This is a genomic window from Polaromonas sp. P1_G4, assembly GCF_056405475.1.
Genome location: NZ_JBFUCA010000386.1, coordinates 1 through 4117, shown reverse-complemented (window position 1 = coordinate 4117; position 4117 = coordinate 1). Strand labels below are relative to the sequence as shown.

Annotated in this window: 3 protein-coding genes; all 3 read right to left on the bottom strand. The window is 62.5% G+C overall.

Features of this window, described 5'->3' with window-relative positions; translation table 11 throughout:
• Positions 1-608: 608 nt before the first annotated feature.
• Complete coding sequence (locus AC1D1X_RS17125; RefSeq protein ID WP_477651237.1) at positions 609-1100, bottom strand: thioesterase family protein; 492 nt, start codon at positions 1098-1100, stop codon at positions 609-611.
• Positions 1101-1146: 46 nt separating this feature from the next.
• On the bottom strand, positions 1147-3201 hold the full coding sequence (locus AC1D1X_RS17120; protein ID WP_477668442.1) for an acetyl/propionyl/methylcrotonyl-CoA carboxylase subunit alpha: 2055 nt from the start codon (positions 3199-3201) through the stop codon (positions 1147-1149).
• Between the two features lie 39 nt (positions 3202-3240).
• Positions 3241-4117: acyl-CoA dehydrogenase family protein (locus tag AC1D1X_RS17115; RefSeq protein WP_477698727.1), on the bottom strand; the 877-nt coding region annotated here is incomplete at its 5' end.

Below are 4117 nucleotides of genomic sequence, written 5' to 3'. Positions count from 1 at the left end.
GATGAGTTCTGCTGGCCGGGGGTTGCCCGGCATGCCAGTAACTTTCTGTTGCTTCGCCTAATGAACGTCACCAACGAAAAGGCGACCCTGGTTCCTGCGTCCCTACGCTTCGCTGCGGGCAACCTGCGGTGCTCGGTCCAGCCGGGGTCAAAAACAACTCGCTTCGCTCAAACAAGTTTTTGCCCTGRTCCGTCTGGACCTCCGCTCCTCGGYGCATCCACAAGGGSYAATCGGGAACGGGGACCGAATACCAAAGACAAATACCAACMARGACTCGCCRKGGCGWGTCCTKGTTTCTTCTGGTATTCSGGGTYCTGTCTTCGGCTGGTATTCCTGCCTCTACCCCCTTGTGGATGCGCCGAGGAGCRSAGGGCCAGACGGATCAGGGCAAAAACTTGTTTGAGCGAAGCGAGTTGTTTTTGACCCCGGCTGGACCGAGCACCACAGGTTGCCCGCAGCGAAGCGTAGGGACGCAGGAGCCAGGGTCGCCTTTCTTTTGCTTACTTTTCTTTGGCGAAGCAAAGAAAAGTGAGTCGCTGCCGGGCGACCCCGGCCAGCAACCCTCAGCAGAGAGAGCTAAGGCCGGAGCAAGAGCCGGCCAAGAAAACTTAAGAAACGATATAAGCCCCAGCCCCAGTAGAAAACAACTTACCGTCAGCCCCCAGAAACTCCATCCTCGTACTCGCCACCCGAGACCCCAGCCGCATCACCTCAGCCCGCAACTCAAAAAATTCACTGATGCCAGGCCGCAAATAATCCACCCGCAGATCGATGGTGCCCAGCTTGGCAAAGCGGTGCAGCCGCTGCATCGGCGATTCGTCCATGTGGCGCGCGCCTATGGCCGCCATCACGGCGAGCCCGCCCATGGCGTCCAGACCGGCGCTGATCACGCCGCCGTGGATGCGGTTGTGGGCGTAGTGGCCTATCAGCTCGTTGCGCATGTCAATGCGGGCGGTGACCCGTTCCGCCGTCACCGAGGTGATCTTGAGCCCCAGCAACTTGTTGAAAACGATTTTTTCCTCGAACAGCTCTTTGAGGCTGGCGACAAATTCCGGCTCGAACTCAATCGCGCCGGCGGGGGTGGGCTGTGCTTTGGTCATGGCGTCAATTGTCGTGCAGCGAAATCTTTCCTGATTTTCCGGGTTCTCATGCTTTGGCCTCATCGAACCTCAGCAACACCTGCCCGGTACTTGTTTGCTGACCCACCTCTGCCATCACAGCCGCCAGCACGGCATCGTGCGGGGCATTGACCGCGTGCTCCAGCTTCATGGATTCAATCACCAGCAGCGTGTCGCCGCGCTTCACGGCCTGGCCTGGCGCCGCATGGACAGCAATCACCTTGCCGTTGAAGGGCGCCCGCAACTCCCGCGCGGTTGCAACACCGCCGGATGCCGGCGGCGCAAAGGTGGAATCTTCCAGGAACAGGTCCACAGAGCCCGTCTGCACATGCCAGCGTGCACCGGGTTGCCCGGAAGATTCCTTCAGGCGAACCGCCGATATGCGCTGCCCGGTCTGGCCTGTGCCTACCGTCAGAGCACCATCGGGTCCCCGAGTGATCACCGCCTGCAACACCTCGCCGCCCGCTTCGATTTCCAGCACACCCCCGCCCAGCTCACGTATGCGCAGATCGAGCAGCTGCCCACGGTGGCGCAGCCGAACCGGTCGGGGAAACGGGCACGGCAGGCTGTTTGCGGCGCTGTTTGAGTCAATATCTTGAGAGAAAATGGCCGCCAGTCCATACGGAACAAGCGCAAGCAGCTCCTCTTTTTGTAGCACTCCGCGTATCGCATCGCCCTGCTCCGCCAGAAAAGGAATCAGCGCATGCCCGGCGCGGAACACCGGATGGGCCAGGCAAGCCGACAAAAACTTCCGGTTGGTGGGCAGGCCCAGTACTTCGGTACGGCCCAGCGCCGCCACCAGTTGGTCTATGGCTTGCTCACGTGTGGCAGCATGCACCACCAGCTTGCCCAGCATCGAATCGTAATGAGGCGACACCACCTGGCCTTCAAACAGCGCATGGTCAAAGCGCACTTCGCCGGGTTCACGAAAGCGCCGCACCGTGCCTGTGTGCGGCGTGAAATTCTCGTCTTCGGCACACAGGCGCACCTCAATCGCATGACCGCTAAACGCCACCTGATCCTGCGCAAGAGGCAGTGGCTCGCCTTGCGCTACGCGCAGCTGCCATTCGACGAGATCAAGGCCTGTGACAGCTTCAGTCACCGGATGCTCGACCTGCAAGCGAGTGTTCATTTCCATAAGGAAGAAACTAGCCCCCACGCTTGCCACTTCGTGTGCTGCGCTGCCCCCCAAGGGGGCCTTCGCGCCTTGGGGCGGCCCGGCGGCGCTCACGTCGCCACCATCAACCAGAAACTCCACCGTCCCTGCACCCACATAACCCGCGGCTTGCGCCAGCGCTACCGCCGCCCCACACATGCGCGCACGCAGCGCAGCATCCACCGCCGGGCAGGGCGTTTCTTCAATGATCTTCTGGTGGCGGCGTTGCACCGAGCAGTCGCGCTCGCCCAGATGAATGCAATGGCCGTGGGCGTCGGCAAACACCTGCACCTCGACATGGCGTGGATTTAACAAAGCCCGCTCCATCAGCAGCTCCCCGCTGCCAAAGGCCGAGAGCGCTTCAGAGCGGGCGCTTTGGAGCGCCGCCGAAAGGTGCGCGGCCTCCCGCACCAGCCGCATGCCGCGCCCACCGCCGCCCGCCACGGCCTTGACCATCAGCGGGTAACCGATGCGCGCGGCTTCGGCTTCAAAGCGCGCGTCGGACTGGTCATGACCCTGGTAGCCCGGCAGGCAGGGTACGCCTTGCGCCGCGGCGAGTTGCTTGGCAGCCGACTTGCTGCCGAGCTGCCGGATCGCGGCCGGCGGTGGCCCCACCCAGGTCAGCCCCGCAGCAATCACCGCGTCGGCAAAGGCGGCGTTCTCGCTGAGGAAACCGTAGCCCGGATGCACCGCATCGGCGCCGCTGGCCTTGGCCGCAGCAACCAGTTTGTCGATGCGCAGATAGGAATCGGCAGAAGTGGCACCTCCCAGCACACAGGCGATGTCCGCCTCCTGCACATGCAGCGCACCGGCGTCGGCGTCTGAATACACCGCCACCGTCTGCATGCCCATGGTTCGCGCGGTGCGCATGATGCGGCGCGCAATCTCCCCACGATTGGCCACCAGCAAGCAGCGGATATTTTTCATGCAGACGCCCCGCTCCGTATGCCAGGCACGGTCATGAACTCAGCCACCCTTCTTGCCGGACTTGGCCACGCCCATCATTTTGGCGATGATCCCCATCATGACTTCGTCGGCCCCACCGCCTATGGAAGCGAGCCGGCCGTCGCGGAACATGCGCGCCACCTTGTTCTCCCAGGTGTAGCCCATGCCGCCCCAGAACTGCAGGCAGGTGTCGGGCACCAGGCGGTTGAGCCGCCCGGCCTTGAGCTTGGCCATGGACGCGAGCTCGGTCACGTCCTGGCCCTGCACATAGAGCTCGCAGGCACGGTAGGTCATGGCGCGCAGGCTCTCGACTTCGGTCTTCATCTCGGCAAGCTTGAACTGCACCCATTGCTGGTCAGCCAGAGTGGCGCCGAAAAGCTTGCGCTCATGCGCCCACTCGACCGTCCATTCAATGCAGTTGGACAGCGACTGGATGCAGCTGGCTGCGCACCACAGGCGCTCTTCCTGGAACTGCATCMTCTGGTAGACAAAGCCCGAGCCTTCGCTGCCGATCAGGTAACGCTGCGGCACACGCACTTCGTCAAAGTAGATCAGGCCGGTGTCGGACGAGTTCATGCCGATTTTTTTGATTTTTTTGGCCGCTTCAATGCCTTTGCGCAGCTTGCCCTTGTCGCGCATGGGCACCATGACCAGGCTCTTGTTTTTGTGCACAGGGCCCTCACCGGTGTTGACCAGCATGCACATCCAGTCGGCCTGCAGGCTGTTGGTGATCCACATCTTCTGGCCGCTGACGATGTAGTCGCCGCCGTCCTTGCGGGCATGGCTCTTGATGGAGGCGACATCGCTGCCCGCACCCGGCTCGCTCACACCGACGCAGCCGACGGCATCGCCGGCAATCGCTGGAGCGAGGAATTCGCGCTTGAGTTCGTCGCTGCCG

What these genes read in the sequence shown, in the direction of transcription:
- AC1D1X_RS17125 (WP_477651237.1), bottom strand. Translation starts at nt 1,100, where the DNA reads ATGACCAAAGCACAGCCCACCCCCGCCGGCGCGATTGAGTTCGAGCCG.
- AC1D1X_RS17120 (WP_477668442.1), bottom strand. Translation starts at nt 3,201, where the DNA reads ATGAAAAATATCCGCTGCTTGCTGGTGGCCAATCGTGGGGAGATTGCG.